Below are 14353 nucleotides of genomic sequence, written 5' to 3'. Positions count from 1 at the left end.
GCGACCCTAGAGCGGCGAGTGGGGCGAGGGCTTGTAGGTTTGCGACGCGATCGAGCGCGCCAGCTCCGCCTGATCCCGCGCCCAGGCGGTCGCCGTGCAGCCGAGGTAGCGCTGGAAGTCGCGGGCCATCTGCGGCTGGTCGAAATAGCCGGCGGCGAGACCGGCCTCCAGCCAGGACACGGCGTCGGCCTCCGGATCGTTGATGTGATCAAAGACGCGGCGGAACCTCAGGATCGAACGGAACTCGCGCGGCGAGATCCCGACCCGGCCGCGGAAGCGGCGCTGCAGGGCGCGCTGTTCGGCGGCGGGGCGGGCGACGGGCGGCTGTTCGGCCTGGGCCGCATCGATCTCGGCCCGGACCTCGGGGTCGAGGGCCCAGCCGACGTTCAGACGCTCGGCCTCCAGCAGGGCGACCATGACCGCCACCTGCCCCTCCGGATCGCCGGCGGGCGCCGTGAGCCCGGCCAGCCGTCCGGTCATGTCCAGCCTCTGATCCACCGCCAGATGGCCCGACATCCCCAGCCAGTCGCGGGCGCCGTCGGGCTCGAACCGGACGGCGACCAGTTCGATCGGTCCGACGGGGCGCAAGGCCAGGGGCCGGGTCATCTGGCCGGCGAACAGGGCGGGCGGCTGCAGGCGGAAGACGCCGTCGGGCCCTTCCTCTTCATAGGGGCTGCCGATGTCGAGGATCAGCTCGGGACAGCCGTCCGGCGCGATCCGCTGCACGGAGCCCGAAGGCGAGGGGGAGGCATAGGTCCAGATCGTACGCACGAAGGGACGCAGCGACGCGGGCGGCTCGTGCTCTGCGTATCGCTCTTCGCCCGCCCCCGCGTCCATGATCTCAGTTGACCTTGGCGGGGTCCGGCGGGGCGGCGGGCAGGGGCGAACAGGGCACGCCGTCGTCCTTCAGCTTCTTCACCTCGGCGGGCGTGGCCTCGCCATAGATCTCGCGCTTCTCGGAGCGGCCTTCGTGGATGTCGCGGGCCTCGCGGGCGAAACTGTCGCCGACATAGTCGAAATTCTGCTCGACATGGGCGCGCACCTCGCGAGCGGCCTCGAGCATCATCGACTGCATCCTGGCGGCCATGTCGGGCGCGGCAGGAGACCGTTTCGTGCCCGAGACGGCCGGCGCCATGATCTGTTTGGCCACCCCGTGCGAGCCGCAGAAGGGGCATTCGACCAGGCCGCGCTCCGCCTGGTCGTCATAGTCGGAGGACGAGCCGAACCAGGCCTCGAACGGGTGGTCCTGGTCGCAGACGAGGGCGTACCGGATCATAGCGGCCCCGCGAATTCGCGGTCGTGCTTCAGGGCCGGGACCGAGGCGCGGGCCTTTTCGACGGCGGAGAGGTCGAGCGTCGCGCGCAGGACGGCGGGTTCGTCGTGATCCAGTTTCGCGATCACCTCGCCCCACGGCCCGACGACGATGGACCGGCCCCAGGTCTTGCGGCCGTCCTCATGCAGACCGCCCTGGGCCGGGGCCAAAACGAAGGCGCCGGTCTCGATGGCCCGGGCGCGCAGCAGGGTCTCCCAGTGAGCCTCGCCGGTCGGGACGGTGAAGGCGGCGGGGACGGAAATCATCGCCGCCCCGGCCTTGGCCAGCCGGCGATACAGATGCGGGAAGCGCACGTCGTAGCAGACGCTCATCCCCAGCCGGCCCCAAGGGGTGTCGGCGACCGTCGCCCCGTCGCCGGGGCGGATGGTCGCGCTTTCCCGGTACGTCTCGCCATTGGCCAGATCGACGTCGAAGACGTGCAGCTTGTCATAGCGACCGACGAGGCCGCCGCCGGCGTCGATCAGCAGGGAGCGGTTGGCGGCGCGGTCGTCGCCGGCCGCGCCCGACCGGACCACCGCCGAGCCGATCAGAATCCAGACGCCGAGCTCGGCGGCCAGTCGGCGCAGGCCGAGGATGACGCCGTCCTGATCCTCGTCCGTGACCCATTGACCCTTCTTGTCGCGCCTCTGCTCGACGAAGTTCGAGACCTCGGGCGTCAGGATGAATTTCGCGCCCCCCGCCGCGGCTTCGCGGATCAGGGGTTCGACATGGGCCAGCCCGGCCTCGGGCGTCGCCGGGGTCCGCGTCTGGATCAGGGCGATGTCGAGGCCGGCGCTCATCAGGATCAGGCGTCCAGCAGCGGGTCGAGACCGCCCTTGCGCTCCAGCGCCTGGATGTCGTCGCAGCCGCCGATGTGCTGGCCGTTGATGAAGATCTGCGGGAAGGTCGCGCGGCCGCCCGACTTCTCCATCATCTCGGCCTTCTTCTCGGGATCGTTGGAGGCGACGATCTCGGTGAACGCCGCGCCCTTCTTGTTGAGCAGGGCCATGGCCGACGAGCAGTAGGGGCAACCGGGCTTGGTGTAGACGACGATCTCGGCCATGGGCGAACTCCGACAGGATTTGAGGGTGACCTAGCGCGAATCCACGCCCGGTCGAAAGGATGCTCCTATGTAGGAAGAATTCTCGCCGTGCGCACCCGGGCGATGACGGCCAGATCGACCGCACGCGCCCCCGCCGCCAGAAGCGTCTTCGCACACGCCTCGCCGGTCGCCCCGGTGGTCAGGACATCATCGATCAGCAAGATGCGCCGACCCTTGATGCGGCGGGCGCCCGCCTCGGTGACGGCGAAGGCCGACTTCACGTTCAGCCGCCGCCCGCGCGCGCTCTTGCCGCCTTGGGTCGCCGTGCGCTCCGTCCGGACCAGGGCGTCGGCCAGATAGTCGAGGCCGGCAGTGCGGGCCAGCGGCCGGGCGATCTCGGCGGCCTGGTTGAAGCGCCGTGACAGCAGCCGCATCCGGTGCAGGGGCACCGGCACGACGGCGTCGGCCTCTGCGATCAGGTCGCAGGCCGCGCGGCTGATCCAGCGGGCGAACAGGGCCGAGAACTGCTGCTGGTCGCCGTGCTTGTACTTCAGGATCAGGCCGCGCGAGGCCTCGTCATAGACGCAGGCGGCCCGGGCCCGGGCGAAGGCGTAGGGCTGGGCCAGGCAGGCGGCGCAGCGCTCCGAGGCGAATTCGCCGCCGTCGAACTCGAAGGCCGCGCCACAGCCGTCGCAAACGGGCGCCTCCAGAAAGATCACCCGGCTCCAGGCGTCCGGGCTCAGGCCCGCAGCCGCCGTGGCTTCGCGGCTGTCATGCGCGACCGGCGGCAGGATCAGGTCGGCGAGGCCCCGCCCCACATCCGAGAGCCGGGGCAGGACAGGCCAAGGCGGGACAGGGCGGGGAAAGCGGAGTAGGGGGCGTCGCGCGGCCGTCGCCGCTTCCAATCCGTCCCTTGAATCCCCATCCTCTGCGTCCATGACTTCCCCCAGTTCTGGCCCCTCCGGCCCTCCTCAAATCTTCGACGCCATCCGCCGGGCCGCCCGGCTGAGGCGATCGGCGCCGCGTTTCCGCGAGGCCGACTTCCTGCACGTCAGGGCTGCGGACGGCGCTGTTGACAGCCTTGAGGCGATCCTGCGCGACTTTCCCGTCGCCGTCGACCTCTCCGCGCGACCCGAGGCGTTCGGAGATTTGCTGGCCGACAGTCCGGCGGCGAAGCGGGTCGGCCCGGTCCGCGTCATCAACGCCGGGGCCGCCGCCCCGGGCGCGGAGGCGCTGGGGCTTGAGGACCAGTCCGCCGACCTGATCGTCTCCCTGATGACCCTGCACTGGGCCAATGACCTGCCGGGCGCGCTCAGCCAGATCCGCCGCGCCTTGAAGCCCGACGGCCTGTTCCTCGGCACGCTTCTGGGCGCCGCCACCCTGAAGGAGCTGCGCGCCGTCCTGACCGAGGCTGAGTTGGCCGAGCGCGGCGGGGCCCAGGCCCGGGTTTCGCCCTTCGCCGACGGCTATGACGGCGCGGCCCTGCTGCAGCGGGCGGGATTCACCCTGCCGGTGTCGGACGTCGACCGGGTCACGGTTCGCTATCCCCACCTCTTCGCCCTGATCCGCGATCTGCGCGCCATGGGCGAGACCAATCAGCTGGCCGGGACCATCCGCCCCCTGACGCGCGGCATATTGATGCGCGCCGCCGCCCTTTATTCCGAGAAGTACGGCGAGGCCGACGGGCGGATTCCCGCGACCTTCGAGATCGTCAATCTGGCCGGCTGGGCCCCGCACGAGAGCCAGCAGAAGCCCCTGCCGCGCGGCTCGGCCAAGGCCCGGCTGGCGGATGTGCTCGGGGTGACCGAACACAAGGACTGAAAAGGCTCAGCCCCCCGTCATTCCGCCGGAGATGGCGATGAAGGCGGTGTTGAAGATGGCGCTGGCCTTGTTGCCGAAGGCGGTCACGGCGCTGACGATGACCACGAAGATCAGCGAGATGATCAGGCCGTATTCGATGGCGGTGGCGCCGGAATCGTCACGCCAGAAACCGGGCAGAAAGCGGGCGCTCAGCTTGCGCATCGGGTCCTCCTGCCTCTGACGCCTTCTGGCGTCGCTTCAGAGCAGGTCGCGCAGCCAGGCGACCAGCGGAGCGTCGGCGGGCGGCATGGGATAGTCCGGCAGCTTGTCCGGCTTCACCCAGGCCAGGGCGGCGTGTTCGTGAGCCACGACCACGCCCGACCAGCGTCGGCACAGGTAAAGTGGCATCAGAAGGTGAAAGCTTTCGTAAGCGTGGCTGGCGAAAACGAAGGGGGCGAGGCAGCTCTCGGTCACCTCGATGCCCAGCTCCTCGCGCAGTTCGCGGATCAGGGCGGCCTCCGGCCGTTCGCCCGGCTCGACCTTGCCGCCCGGGAACTCCCACAGGCCGGCCAGCTGCTTGCCCTCGGGCCGTTTGGCGATCAGCACCCGGCCGTCGACGTCGATCAGGGCGACGGCGACCACAAGGACGGTGGGCAGGACGGATTCGGTCATCCCGTGGCTCTACATTTCCCTGTGCGCCCTCGCGACTGCAATCTTTCGTCACACAGTGTGGCGCGGCGGCGCTTGCGGATTGGGGCGAGATTCGGGCAAGGGCTCATACACCGGGGCCCCGGCCGGGCCGTTCGCATCCGCGCATTCGACCAGATTCTTCAAGGGCATGGGCTCGACCTTCTCCGATATCCTTTCCAGCCCCGAGATCCAGGCCTTCGCCAGCGGATTCCCGGTTATGGTGCTGCACCTGGTCGCGACCTTCGTCCTGCTCGTCGCGGGGGCCGTGATCTACGGCCTGCTGACGCCGTGGAAGGAGATTTCCCTGATCCGCGAGGGCAATTCGGCGGCCAGTGTGGCTTTTGGCGGGGTGCTGCTGGGTCTGGCCATTCCGTTGGCGGTGTCCCTGTCGGTGTCGACCTCGCTCAGGGATATCATCCTGTGGGGCATCGCCACCCTGGTGCTGCAGCTGCTGGCCTTCCGTGTCGTCGACGCCGTTCTGACCGGACTGCCGCAGCGGATCCAGGAGGGCGAGATCTCGGCCGCCGTTCTGCTGGTCGCGGCCAAGCTGGCGACCGCGCTGGTTCTCGCCGCCGCCCTGACGGGTTGAGAGGGGCGGGCTGACCGATGGCCGGCTTCCGTATCCCGGACTGGAGCGTCTATGCGGTGGTCCTGGCGGCCATCATCGGCCTGTCGCTGAGCCGGCGCGAGAACGCCGACGCCCCGCCCGCCCCGACCCCGCCGGACGAGGCCGAGGGCGCGCTGCTGGGGCCCATCACCCCCTTCGATCCCGCGGTGACGGTGGAGGCGCCCGATGGCCCGTTCCAGCCCTCGGCCGGGACCGCCTTCTCCATCGCCGCCGACGGCCGCTGGATCACCGCCCGCCATGTGGTCGACGGCTGCCGCAAGCCTGCCCTCGTCGTGGGCGGAGGCCGGGCTGTGGCGGCGGACCTGCGGCTGGCGCGCGGCGCCGACGTCGCCCTGCTGATCACCGACGGCGGACCGCCCGGCCTGCCGGTCCTGACGCGGCCGCAGCTCAAACACGGCCAGCGCGCCTTTCATCCGGGCTTCCCGCAAGGCCGGGTCGGGGAAGTGTCCAGCCGCCTGCTGGGCCGCGAGACCCTGAAGGGTCACGGCCGCGGCGCCCATGACGAGCCGGTTCTGGCCTGGGCCGAGGTCGGCCGCACCGAAGGACTGGAAGGAACGCTGGCGGGCCTGTCCGGGGCGCCCGCCCTCGACCGCCAGGGCAGGGTCCTGGGCGTGACCATCGCCGAGGCGCCGCGTCGGGGCCGAATCTACACCACCTCGCCGGAGACCTTCGCCCCGACCATCCGGGGTCAGTCGGGCGCCGAACAGGCGCCGCTGAGCGAGCCGATCACGGTCGATAACTATGGCCGGGTCTCCGACACCCTGAGGCGCGACCTGCGCGTGGCCCAGGTGGTCTGTCTGGCGGGTTGATCGGGGCCGGTCAGACCCCGAAGACCTCGACCCCGATGTCGCCGTCCGTCGTCAGCCAGGCGCGCTTCATGCCTTGGCTGTTGAAGGGGTGGGCGATGTTGCCGTCGGCGTCGAGCGCGATCAGGCCGCCGTCGCCGCCCAGTCCGCCGATGTCGTCGATGACCGCGCGCGCGGCGTCTGTGATCGTCTGACCCGCCCCGACGCGCCAGCCGACCTGGGCGGCGGCGGCGACGCGGATGAAATATTCGCCCTGGCCGGTGCCCGAGACGGCGACGCGGCCGTCGGCCCAGGTTCCGGCGGCGGGGATGGGGGTGTCGCCGACCCGTCCGGGCATCTTGCCGAACACGCCCGCGGTCGAGGTCGCGGCGGCGAGACGGCCTTCGCTGTCCAGCACGCAGCAGCCGACGGTGCCGTGGCTGAGAGCGTCAGGCGCCGTGCCGGGCGGATGGTTGTCCTCGCCCTTGCCGGCGTGGGTGAACCAGCTGGGCTCGTCGGCGATGGCCTCCAGTCCCTGATCATGGGCGAAGAGGGCCGCGCCCTCGCCGACCAGCATGACGTGCGGCGTATGGTCCATCACCGCCCGGGCGGCGCGGACCGGGCTGCGGAAGCCCTGCAGGGCGGCGACGGCGCCGGCCTTGCGGGTCGAACCGTCCATCAGACTGGCGTCCAGCTCATAGGCCCCGGCGAGATTGGGCGAGGCGCCCTTGCCGGCGACATAGAGACCCGAGTCCTCGAGCAGCACCACCGCCTCGACCGCGACGTCGATCGCCGGGGCGCCGGCGTCGAGCCGCGCCTTCATGGCCTCGACCACCTCGCGCATATGGACGACTTCGCGGCTGTAGTCGCGCTCGCGCCGGGCGCCGGCGCCGCCGTGAAGGATGAGGGCAGGGCGAGTCTTGCCGAGGGGCATGGGGGTCTCCGCTTTCCGGCCGCGTTCGATCGGGCCTTTTCTTATCGTGGGGGGCTGATTAGCGTTCCCGGGACGCGCATGCCACGGGGGCGGCGCCAAAACCGCCAATCAAACGGCGAAAAAGCCGTCGTAAGGGAAACTTCCAGATGCGCGCAGTCCTGTCCAAGACCGTCGGCGGTCCCGAGGCCCTTGTGGTCGAGGACATCCTTGATCCGACCCCCAAGCCGGGTCAGGTGATCATCGAGGTCAAGGCGGTGGGCATCAACTTCCCTGACACCCTGATCATCGAGGACAAATACCAGTTCCGCCCCGAACGCCCCTTCGCCCCGGGTGGCGAGGTCTCCGGCGTGGTCGAGGCCGTGGGCGAGGGGGTCAAGGGGATCTTCAAGGGCGACCGGGTCATCGCCGTGCCCGGCTGGGGCGGTCTGGTCGAGCGGCTGGCCGTGCCGGCCGCCAGCGTCATCAAGATGCCCGAGGGGATGTCGTTCGAGGAGGCCGCCGCCCTCGTCATGACCTACGGCACCTCCTACTACGCCCTGAAGGACCGGGCCCAGCTGAAGGCGGGGGAATCGCTGCTGGTGCTGGGCGCCGCGGGTGGTGTGGGCGCCGCCGCCGTGGAACTGGGCAAGGCCATGGGCGCCCATGTCATCGCCGCCGCCTCGACCAATGACAAGGTCCAGTTCGCGCTGGAGCTCGGCGCGGACAACGGCCTGATCTATCCCTCGGGCAAGATGGACAAGGCGGCCCAGAAGGAGCTGTCGGGCGAACTGAAGCTGGCTTCGGGCCGCGACGGTCCGGACGTGGTCTATGACGGCGTCGGCGGCGACTATTGCGAGCCGGCCCTGCGCGCCATGGACTGGAACGGGCGCTATCTGGTCGTCGGCTTCCCGGCGGGTATCCCGTCCCTGCCGCTGAACCTGACGCTGCTCAAGTCCGTGTCGGTGATCGGGGTCTTCTGGGGCGCCGCCGTCGCCCGCGACCCGGCCGGTCACGCCGCCAATATGGCTGACCTGCTCAAGTTCTACGCCGAGGGCAAGATCAAGCCGCGCATCTTCCAGACCTTCCCGCTGGAGCGCGCCCATGAGGCCATCAAGGCCCTGGGCGATCGCACGGCCATGGGCAAGATCGTGGTGACGGTCGAGTCGTGAGCGACCTGAGGCTCGCTGACGGTCTGGAGGTCGAGGAGGCGGCGGAGCGGCTGGCGCGGACCGGCCGCACCCGCCTGTCGGGTCTGATCGGCGAGGGGGCGGCGGCGATCCATGCCGCTGTTCTTGATCCGGACATGGTCTGGATGCGCGCCATCGAGAACCCCTACAACGAAGACGTGCCGGTGGCCCTGTTCGAGGCCGAGCCACCGGCGGAACAGGCGCGGCTGATCGCCATGGCCCATGAAGAGGCCGTCGACGGCTTCCAGTTCATCTTCGACCGGCTCCGGCTCGGACGGGCCAGGGCCATGGGTCTGCCGATCCCCCAAGCTCTCTACGACCTGCACGACCTGTTCAACTCCGAGCCCTTTCTGGCGTTCGCGCGACGACTGACCGGCGACGACCGTATCGCCTATGCCGACGCCCAGCCGACCCGCTACCTGCCCGGCCATTTCCTCAACCGCCATACGGATGAGCATGAGGACGCGGGGCGGCTCTACGCCTATGTGCTGAACGTCTCGCCCGAATGGCGGGCCGAGTGGGGCGGCCTCCTGATGTTCCTCAACGAGGAGGGGGCGGTCACCGAGACCTTCACCCCCAGCTTCGGGACGCTGAACGTGTTCAGGGTGCCTCAGAGCCACTGTGTTTCGATGGTCGCCCCGTTCGCCGGGGCGCCGCGCTATTCGATCACCGGCTGGTGGCGCTCAGCGCCACCGCCCGAACCGCGCCGGAAGGCGGAATGACCGACACCCCATCCTCCCCGATCCGCCTGAACCCTGACCTGGACCTGGCCGCCCTGGCCGGGGCCTTCGCGCGCGGCGGGCGGCTGCATATCCCGAACATCTTCGCCGCTGAGGCCGCCGACGCCGTGGCGGGGGTTCTGGAGGCGGAGACCCGCTGGAAGACCACGGTGGCGGCCGGCGGCGCCTTCTTCGAGATGCCGCTGAACGGCCGGCTCGCCGAGGATCCGGGCAAACAGTCCTGGCTGGACGACGCGAAGGTCGATGGGGCCAGCCCCCTGACCCAGTACATCTTCGACACCCGCCGGCTGGACCAGCGCGAAGGCCACGAGGAGGGTCATCGGGACGCCGCCGACGCCGCGCTCGACTTCATGAACTCGGAGGCCTTCATCAGCTTTCTGCGGGCCCTCACCGGCGACGACCGGGTCGATCTGGTCGATGGACAGGCCAGCCGCTATCGCCCCGGCCATGTGCTGACGGCCCATAACGACGTCTCGGCGGGCAAGAACCGGCTCTACGGCTATGTGCTCAACATGACGCGCGAATGGCGGGCGGACTGGGGCGGCAATCTGGTCTTCTACGGCGCCGACGGTCACATCGAGCACGGCTGGGTGCCGGCCTTCAACGCCCTGAACCTGTTCGTGGTCCCGACCCGCCATGCGGTGACCCAGGTGGCCTCCTTCGCCGCGAAGGACCGGTTGTCGATCGTCGGCTGGGTGCGCTCGCACCAGAAGGTCGGGCCCCAGACGCGCGAGGAGGCGCGTCAGGCGTACTAGCGATCCTTCAGCCGCTCGACGGTCTGGGCGGCCTCGTCGCGGTGGCGGCGTTTGATATTGGCGCCCAGGGTGGCGATCAGGGCGGCGAAGACAGCGGCGTCGTCGGTGAAGCCGATGCCGGCGAAGATGTCGGGAATGGCGTCGATCGGCAGGACGAAATAGGCCAGCGCTCCCAGCATCATCCCCTTGGCCGCCGCGGGCGTTTGCGGATCGCGGGCCGCATACCAGACGCTCAGGGCCTGATCGGCGAAGGGGATGCGGGCGGCGGTCGAGACGATCTTGGGCCAGAAGCCGCGCTGGACCCGCATCTCGTTGACCTTCTGGACCGACGGGACCAGCGCCTTGGCGGGATCCAGAACATCCTCTGGCGTAACAGGTTGTGATCCGGTCGGCATCGCCGCTAAACCCCTCGCACATTCATCGGTTCAGACAAGATAGGGACTCTTCGCATGAAACTCGACAGCTCCATCGCCGCGGTCGTCACCGGCGGCGCTTCCGGCCTCGGCGAAGGCACGGCCCGCGCCATCGCCGCCACGGGCGCAAAGGTCGCCCTGTTCGACATGAACGAGGAGAAGGGCGAGGCCATCGCGAAAGAGATCGGCGGGGTCTTCTGCAAGGTCGACGTCACCTCCGACGAAGAGGTCGCCGCCGCCTTCGCCAAGGCTCGCGCCGCCCACGGCCAGGAGCGGCTGACCGTCAACTGCGCCGGCATCGCCACGGGTCAGAAGACCGTGTCGCGCAAGAAGGACACCGGCGAGATCCGCGCCCACGACATGGCCTCGTTCGAGCGCACCGTGCGCATCAACCTGTTCGGCACCTTCCGCGTCCTGTCGCAGTCGGCCCTGGGCATGGTGAGCCTGGACCCGATGGAGGACGGCGAACGCGGCCTGATCGTCAACACGGCCTCGGTGGCGGCCCAGGACGGCCAGATCGGTCAGGCGGCCTATTCGGCGTCCAAGGGCGGCGTCTACGCCATGACCCTGCCGATCGCCCGCGACCTGGCCCAGGAAGGCGTGCGGGTGAACACCATCCTGCCCGGCATCATGTGGACCCCGATGATGGCCGGCATGGACCAGAAGATCCAGGACGCCCTCGCCGCCGCCATCCCCTTCCCGTCGCGTCTGGGCCGCCCGGCCGACTATGCGTCCCTGGTGCTGGAGCTGGCCCGCAACGTCTACATCAACGGCGAATGCATCCGTCTGGACGGCGCGATCCGTCTGGCGCCGAGATAATCTGAAAAGAGTCGAAAAAGACCCTTGCGGTATCCCGCGAGGGTCCGCTATACGGCCGCCTCTCGACGAGACGGATCGCCTTTCCGAAGGGGCCGTTACGGAGTGCGGGCGTAGCTCAGTGGTAGAGCACAACCTTGCCAAGGTTGGGGTCGGGCGTTCGAATCGCCTCGCCCGCTCCAGTCGAACCGAAGGCCCGATCCGCAAGGATCGGGCTTTTCTGTTTTCAGGCCCAGCCCTTGTTTTCCTGTCTTCGCCCCGGGCGGCGTGAGTTTGCCAAGGTTGGGGTCGGGCGTTCGAATCGCCTCGCCCGCTCCAGTCGAACCGAAGGCCCGATCCGCAAGGATCGGGCTTTTCTGTTTTCAGGCCCAGCCCTTGTTTTCCTGTCTTCGCCCCGGGCGGCGTGAGTTTGCCAAGGTTGGGGTCGGGCGTTCGAATCGCCTCGCCCGCTCCAGTCGAACCGAAGGCCCGATCCGCAAGGATCGGGCTTTTCTGTTTTCAGGCTTCAGCGATCCTTGCGGCGTTTGACGGCGACACGGCGGCGGTCGAGCGCATCGCGGATGACCAGATAGAACAGGCCGACGACGGCCACGCCGACGACCAGATACATCACATACATCATAAGCCGCCCCCTCGGGTCGACGCTGACAACGCCGTTCTCCGGAAGTGAGCGCCCGAAAGCGCTCGCCGTCAATGATGCCGGAGGTTGAGATTTCATAGGGATGGGTACGGAGGGCCCGGTGCTGGAACGCCGGACCCTCCCGATCTGGAAGGATCGGCCGTTCCCCCGAACGGCAAATGGGAAACAGAGGTCGCCCAAGGGTGAAACGCCACCAATCGACCGCGGCCTCAAGTGAATTGTCTGCAACACTCACAAGTCCTGCTTATGCTCAGGCGGAGACAAATACCTGCGGTAGCGCAGGTGTCCGTGCAATGCTCTGACAAGGGACGAGAAGGACTGAGCTCAGCGAGTCTGGACGCTTTTCTCAAAGCCGTCTGATCTTGGAGCTGCTTATGTCGGGGCAGGGCGATTGACGGCCCGTCCCGGAGCCAGCGGAGGTTCAACCGGCAAAATTGAAACCGTGAGGTTCAACCAGCGAGGTTCGGGGCGGGCCGTCTGTCGAACGCGGACGTCACGCGATGGACGAACGACGTTAGACCAGCTTGGGTGGAAATGGCTAGTGGCTTGTCGCCGCACCATGTCCCGAACATGAGACGCGGTCGCAGCGTCGGGGCAGGCTGTGTCACAGGCAGCGTCAGGAAACGGCGGTTGTTCAATGTCCGCCGATGGCCCATCGTTCGGCCGCGTCGAGGGAGGACGAGATGGCGGACGGGGACAAGGGGCGATCATCGGTCAGGCCGGTGGAGACCGCGCGGCTGGACGCCTTCGTCGACGCCTCCTTCGCCTTCGCCGTGACCCTGTTGATCATAGCCGGGGCCGAACCGCTGAACGATTTCGGCGACCTGATGCGGGCCCTGGGGCGGATCCCGGCCTTCGCGGCGGGGTTCGGTCTCGTGGTCATGTTCTGGCTGGCGCACCGGAATTTCGGCCGGCTGGCCCCGATCCGCGACAGCTGGTCGGCGACGCTGAGCCTGGCCATCGTCTTCATGATCCTGATCTACGTCTTCCCCTTGCGGCTTCTGACCGAGGCGGGGGCGGCCTGGTTCACCGGCGGCGTCCTGCCGGGGCGGGGGCTGATCCAGACCCTGGCCCAGCTGCGCGATGTCTATACCGTCTACGGCATCGGCTTCGCCCTGCTGTGCTGGCTCTACTTCCTGCTCTACGGTCACGCCCTGAAGCGGGGCGCGGTGGCGGGGCTGGCCGAGGCGGACCGGGACGAGGCGCGGGAATCGCGCGCCGTCTGGGGCCTGATCACCCTCGCGGGGCTGTTCTCGGCCCTCCTGGCCTGGGTCCTGCCGCTTCGCATCACGCCCTGGGCCCCCGGCTTCGCCTACTGGCTGATCCCGCTGGGCCTGTTGCTCATGAACCTGTTCCAGCGCCGCGGCATCGGCCACGGCCCGGTCGGCAAGAGCAAACAGGCCGGGCCCGACGAGGTCGAGTAACGAACCCCTCGTCAGAGACCCAGCGCCGTCCGGATGTCGCGCCAGTCGATGTATTTGAAGTTCTGGGTCCCGCCCTCGTTGACGTCGTCCTGAACCACCACGACCCCCTCGGGGAAGCGATCGCCGACCCGGCCGCCGAGGGCCGCGACCCCGTCTGTGCCGGTGACGCCGTCGACAGCCCCATCCCGCACCACGATCCGCCCCACATAGGCCGGCGTCGCGCCGTCGATGCGCCAGATGGGAAAGGTCGAATCGCCCTGACTGGAGGCGATCAGATAGCGCTTCTCCCCGTCGGCCAGGGTCGTCAGCCCCTCGGCGTCGGCGACCAGCAGGCCCGGCGCGATCGGCTGGATCAGGGTGCGCGTGGCGCCCGAAGCGGGGTTCAGCCCATAGCGCCACAGGCCGACGTTCTCCTCGTTCAGATACAGGGCGTCGGTCTCCGGATCGGCCGCGCAGCCTTCCGAGATGGAGCCGATCCCGAACCGGCGCAGCTCCCGCGCCACCGGCTGACCGTCGGCGGAGGCGGTCAGGTCAAATTGTCGCACCTCCCCCTCATGGCCCACGAGGATGGCGTCGATCGTTTCGCCGCGTCTGGCGAAGCAGAAGCCATAGGGTTCGACGACGTCGGTCGGGATGCGACCCCACAGGCGCACCGCATTGGCGCCGGTTCCGGCCGGATCGAACAGATAGAGGGTCACGCCGACCTTGCCCGGGGTCCGGTCGCTGGCTCCCAGGACGATCTGGCGCCGGCCGTCGACCATCAGGCCGTCGATCAGGTCGACGTTGTTGAGCAGCCCCTCGGGCAGGAACTGCAGAATCTCGCCTTCAAGGCCGTAGATGTAGAGGCCCGACTTCTTGTCCGTGCCCGCCACAAAGCCTTGAACCGTATGACCTTCTACCAGAACCGGCTTGGCGGAGGCGAAGACCGCCGGATCGTCGGCGGCATCCTGGCCCGGGGCGCCCACCGAGGGGGTTTCGAGCACGGCGTGCACCGTCGTCCCTTCGCCGATGAGCCCCGCGCCCTCGCCCTGGAAGTCGACCTCATGGGTGGCGCAGGCGGCCAGGGCTATCAGCGAGGCGGCGGTCAGAAGGGTGGTCAGGGTGCGGCGCATGGGGGCTCCGGGAGGTCGGGATGGGCCGCCAGACCATGAGGTCGACGCCGGGGTCAACGGCGGCCTGATGACGCAGCGATTGCGGTTTTGCGACAG

General features: G+C 69.1%; 18 protein-coding genes and 1 tRNA gene. 9 read left to right on the top strand and 10 right to left on the bottom strand.

The genetic code is table 11. The features are described 5' to 3' along the window. Positions 1–6 precede the first annotated feature (6 nt). The 5 genes from IFJ75_RS15770 to IFJ75_RS15750 all read right to left on the bottom strand — a co-directional run bounded on the left by IFJ75_RS15770 (position 7) and on the right by IFJ75_RS15750 (position 3172). A complete protein-coding gene (locus IFJ75_RS15770; protein ID WP_207869272.1) occupies positions 7–837 on the bottom strand; it encodes an AraC family transcriptional regulator in 831 nt (276 codons plus the stop codon). Between the two features lie 4 nt (positions 838–841). Beyond that, positions 842–1276: a DUF1178 family protein gene (locus IFJ75_RS15765; RefSeq protein ID WP_207869269.1), complete on the bottom strand. Its 435-nt coding sequence runs from the start codon at positions 1274–1276 to the stop codon at positions 842–844. After that, positions 1273–2112, bottom strand: a complete 840-nt coding sequence (locus tag IFJ75_RS15760) for a carbon-nitrogen hydrolase family protein (protein WP_207869267.1) — start codon at positions 2110–2112, stop codon at positions 1273–1275. The genes IFJ75_RS15765 and IFJ75_RS15760 overlap by 4 nt, the downstream gene beginning before the upstream one ends. 5 nt (positions 2113–2117) lie before the next feature. Beyond that, positions 2118–2375: a glutaredoxin 3 gene (gene grxC, locus IFJ75_RS15755; RefSeq protein WP_207869265.1), complete on the bottom strand. Its 258-nt coding sequence runs from the start codon at positions 2373–2375 to the stop codon at positions 2118–2120. Between the two features lie 65 nt (positions 2376–2440). Further along, entirely contained in the window at positions 2441–3172 is a 732-nt protein-coding gene (locus IFJ75_RS15750) for a ComF family protein (RefSeq protein WP_225896861.1), read from the bottom strand. A gap of 118 nt (positions 3173–3290) precedes the next feature. Between IFJ75_RS15750 and IFJ75_RS15745 the strand changes: the two genes are divergently transcribed. Beyond that, a complete protein-coding gene (locus IFJ75_RS15745) occupies positions 3291–4175 on the top strand; it encodes a methyltransferase domain-containing protein (protein WP_207869261.1) in 885 nt (294 codons plus the stop codon). Positions 4176–4181: 6 nt separating this feature from the next. On the opposite strand, the gene IFJ75_RS15740 is transcribed toward IFJ75_RS15745, so the two are convergent. Together IFJ75_RS15740 and IFJ75_RS15735 are read right to left on the bottom strand one after the other, a co-directional pair. After that, positions 4182–4376, bottom strand: coding sequence for a Flp family type IVb pilin (locus IFJ75_RS15740; RefSeq protein ID WP_207869260.1), 195 nt, complete (start codon positions 4374–4376; stop codon positions 4182–4184). Positions 4377–4412: 36 nt separating this feature from the next. Then, the gene (locus IFJ75_RS15735) at positions 4413–4826 is read right to left on the bottom strand and encodes a (deoxy)nucleoside triphosphate pyrophosphohydrolase (RefSeq protein ID WP_207869258.1); all 414 of its coding nucleotides are present in this window, start codon (positions 4824–4826) and stop codon (positions 4413–4415) included. Between the two features lie 166 nt (positions 4827–4992). Here IFJ75_RS15735 and IFJ75_RS15730 point away from each other — a divergent pair, with 166 nt between their 5' ends. Beyond that, positions 4993–5433: a DUF350 domain-containing protein gene (locus IFJ75_RS15730; protein WP_207869257.1), complete on the top strand. Its 441-nt coding sequence runs from the start codon at positions 4993–4995 to the stop codon at positions 5431–5433. A 17-nt stretch (positions 5434–5450) separates the two neighbouring features. Continuing rightward, positions 5451–6281: a S1 family peptidase gene (locus IFJ75_RS15725; RefSeq protein WP_207869255.1), complete on the top strand. Its 831-nt coding sequence runs from the start codon at positions 5451–5453 to the stop codon at positions 6279–6281. Positions 6282–6291: 10 nt separating this feature from the next. Here IFJ75_RS15725 and IFJ75_RS15720 read toward each other — a convergent pair whose 3' ends face one another. Continuing rightward, positions 6292–7191 carry an isoaspartyl peptidase/L-asparaginase family protein gene (locus IFJ75_RS15720; RefSeq protein ID WP_207869253.1) on the bottom strand — a complete coding sequence of 300 codons (900 nt, stop codon included), beginning with the start codon at positions 7189–7191 and terminating at the stop codon, positions 6292–6294. A 146-nt stretch (positions 7192–7337) separates the two neighbouring features. Here IFJ75_RS15720 and IFJ75_RS15715 point away from each other — a divergent pair, with 146 nt between their 5' ends. Genes IFJ75_RS15715 through IFJ75_RS15705 form a run of 3 tightly spaced genes read left to right on the top strand, consistent with a single transcriptional unit; the run spans position 7338 to position 9852 of the window. Continuing rightward, positions 7338–8339, top strand: coding sequence for an NADPH:quinone oxidoreductase family protein (locus IFJ75_RS15715; protein WP_207869251.1), 1002 nt, complete (start codon positions 7338–7340; stop codon positions 8337–8339). Next, on the top strand, positions 8336–9079 hold the full coding sequence (locus IFJ75_RS15710; protein ID WP_207869249.1) for a 2OG-Fe(II) oxygenase: 744 nt from the start codon (positions 8336–8338) through the stop codon (positions 9077–9079). Before IFJ75_RS15715 ends, IFJ75_RS15710 begins: the two co-directional genes overlap by 4 nt. After that, positions 9076–9852: a 2OG-Fe(II) oxygenase gene (locus tag IFJ75_RS15705; RefSeq protein ID WP_207869247.1), complete on the top strand. Its 777-nt coding sequence runs from the start codon at positions 9076–9078 to the stop codon at positions 9850–9852. The genes IFJ75_RS15710 and IFJ75_RS15705 overlap by 4 nt, the downstream gene beginning before the upstream one ends. On the opposite strand, the gene IFJ75_RS15700 is transcribed toward IFJ75_RS15705, so the two are convergent. Next, on the bottom strand, positions 9849–10247 hold the full coding sequence (locus IFJ75_RS15700; protein ID WP_207869246.1) for a YkvA family protein: 399 nt from the start codon (positions 10245–10247) through the stop codon (positions 9849–9851). The genes IFJ75_RS15705 and IFJ75_RS15700 overlap by 4 nt on opposite strands. Positions 10248–10301: 54 nt before the next feature. On the opposite strand from IFJ75_RS15700, the gene IFJ75_RS15695 reads away from it, so the two are divergent. The 3 genes from IFJ75_RS15695 to IFJ75_RS15685 all read left to right on the top strand — a co-directional run bounded on the left by IFJ75_RS15695 (position 10302) and on the right by IFJ75_RS15685 (position 13145). Continuing rightward, positions 10302–11084, top strand: a complete 783-nt coding sequence (locus IFJ75_RS15695; protein ID WP_207869244.1) for an SDR family NAD(P)-dependent oxidoreductase — start codon at positions 10302–10304, stop codon at positions 11082–11084. Positions 11085–11188: 104 nt separating this feature from the next. Further along, positions 11189–11263, top strand: a tRNA-Gly gene (locus tag IFJ75_RS15690). 1141 nt (positions 11264–12404) lie between these two features. After that, entirely contained in the window at positions 12405–13145 is a 741-nt protein-coding gene (locus IFJ75_RS15685) for a TMEM175 family protein (RefSeq protein WP_207869243.1), read from the top strand. An 11-nt stretch (positions 13146–13156) separates the two neighbouring features. On the opposite strand, the gene IFJ75_RS15680 is transcribed toward IFJ75_RS15685, so the two are convergent. Next, a complete protein-coding gene (locus tag IFJ75_RS15680) occupies positions 13157–14257 on the bottom strand; it encodes a phytase (protein WP_207869242.1) in 1101 nt (366 codons plus the stop codon). Positions 14258–14353 lie beyond the last annotated feature (96 nt).

The sequence above is a fragment of the Brevundimonas goettingensis genome (assembly GCF_017487405.1).
GTDB classification, from domain to species: domain Bacteria; phylum Pseudomonadota; class Alphaproteobacteria; order Caulobacterales; family Caulobacteraceae; genus Brevundimonas; species Brevundimonas goettingensis.
The sequence above is the reverse complement of the archived record's forward strand: the minus strand, read 5'-3'. Positions and strand labels throughout refer to the sequence as shown.

Bases quoted from the DNA above. Each gene is read 5' to 3' on its own strand.
- IFJ75_RS15770 (WP_207869272.1), bottom strand. From the start codon at position 837: ATGGACGCGGGGGCGGGCGAAGAGCGATACGCAGAGCACGAGCCGCCC.
- IFJ75_RS15765 (WP_207869269.1), bottom strand. From the start codon at position 1,276: ATGATCCGGTACGCCCTCGTCTGCGACCAGGACCACCCGTTCGAGGCC.
- IFJ75_RS15760 (WP_207869267.1), bottom strand. From the start codon at position 2,112: ATGAGCGCCGGCCTCGACATCGCCCTGATCCAGACGCGGACCCCGGCG.
- grxC (WP_207869265.1), bottom strand. From the start codon at position 2,375: ATGGCCGAGATCGTCGTCTACACCAAGCCCGGTTGCCCCTACTGCTCG.
- IFJ75_RS15745 (WP_207869261.1), top strand. From the start codon at position 3,291: ATGACTTCCCCCAGTTCTGGCCCCTCCGGCCCTCCTCAAATCTTCGAC.
- IFJ75_RS15740 (WP_207869260.1), bottom strand. From the start codon at position 4,376: ATGCGCAAGCTGAGCGCCCGCTTTCTGCCCGGTTTCTGGCGTGACGAT.
- IFJ75_RS15735 (WP_207869258.1), bottom strand. From the start codon at position 4,826: ATGACCGAATCCGTCCTGCCCACCGTCCTTGTGGTCGCCGTCGCCCTG.
- IFJ75_RS15730 (WP_207869257.1), top strand. From the start codon at position 4,993: ATGGGCTCGACCTTCTCCGATATCCTTTCCAGCCCCGAGATCCAGGCC.
- IFJ75_RS15725 (WP_207869255.1), top strand. From the start codon at position 5,451: ATGGCCGGCTTCCGTATCCCGGACTGGAGCGTCTATGCGGTGGTCCTG.
- IFJ75_RS15720 (WP_207869253.1), bottom strand. From the start codon at position 7,191: ATGCCCCTCGGCAAGACTCGCCCTGCCCTCATCCTTCACGGCGGCGCC.
- IFJ75_RS15715 (WP_207869251.1), top strand. From the start codon at position 7,338: ATGCGCGCAGTCCTGTCCAAGACCGTCGGCGGTCCCGAGGCCCTTGTG.
- IFJ75_RS15705 (WP_207869247.1), top strand. From the start codon at position 9,076: ATGACCGACACCCCATCCTCCCCGATCCGCCTGAACCCTGACCTGGAC.
- IFJ75_RS15700 (WP_207869246.1), bottom strand. From the start codon at position 10,247: ATGCCGACCGGATCACAACCTGTTACGCCAGAGGATGTTCTGGATCCC.
- IFJ75_RS15695 (WP_207869244.1), top strand. From the start codon at position 10,302: ATGAAACTCGACAGCTCCATCGCCGCGGTCGTCACCGGCGGCGCTTCC.
- IFJ75_RS15685 (WP_207869243.1), top strand. From the start codon at position 12,405: ATGGCGGACGGGGACAAGGGGCGATCATCGGTCAGGCCGGTGGAGACC.
- IFJ75_RS15680 (WP_207869242.1), bottom strand. From the start codon at position 14,257: ATGCGCCGCACCCTGACCACCCTTCTGACCGCCGCCTCGCTGATAGCC.